Genomic DNA, 634 nt, shown 5'->3' with positions numbered 1-634 from the left:
ACTGCGTCGGCGAGCGATTTCGCCACCAAACACAAATGATCATTGCTTAAACACACGCCTTTAGGCTGACCAGTCGAGCCCGACGTAAATGTGATTTTTCCGGTTTTTGGTAGATAAGCTACCTGTGTATCTTCATCTCCCAACTGGTTACTACGCAGCAAAGGCAAATTTGCAATGGAAAACGAATGGTCTTGCTGGTTAAAGCTTTGCTTAGGATGAGAAGCCAACCATACTTGCCAATCGCCAACTAAAGCATCGACGCCTGATTGCTCTAACGTATGTTCAACTTGTGCATCAGAGAAAAAAGTCGGAATAGGTACGACGACTATGTCTGCCGCCATCGCCGCCAAATCAACAATGGCCCAATCGATGCTGTTTTCTGCGCGTAGCGCGAGTGCTTTGATGTTCTGTGCAATAAGCTCGGCGGCAACGAGTTCGATCTTGTTTAACAATTCAGAGTAAGTCAGTTCAACCGTTTGATTCGCTTCGTAGCCGACAAGTGCTACTCGATCTGGTGTCGTTTTTGCCCATTTTGTAATGGCATCGAGGAGAATATTCATACATCACCTATATTCTGGCGTTGTGTTTAACCAAGTCGCTCTGGTTGTGTTTGCGGTTTTAACGACGTTTACTT

1 protein-coding gene is annotated in these 634 nt (G+C 45.7%); it reads right to left on the bottom strand.

Annotated features, from left to right (window positions below):
• Positions 1-560: AMP-binding protein (locus tag R7Q46_RS27925; RefSeq protein ID WP_318078397.1), on the bottom strand; the 560-nt coding region annotated here is incomplete at its 3' end.
• Positions 561-634: the final 74 nt, after the last annotated feature.

This window comes from Vibrio sp. 811, assembly GCF_033339195.1.
The sequence above is the reverse complement of the archived record's forward strand: the minus strand, read 5'-3'. Positions and strand labels throughout refer to the sequence as shown.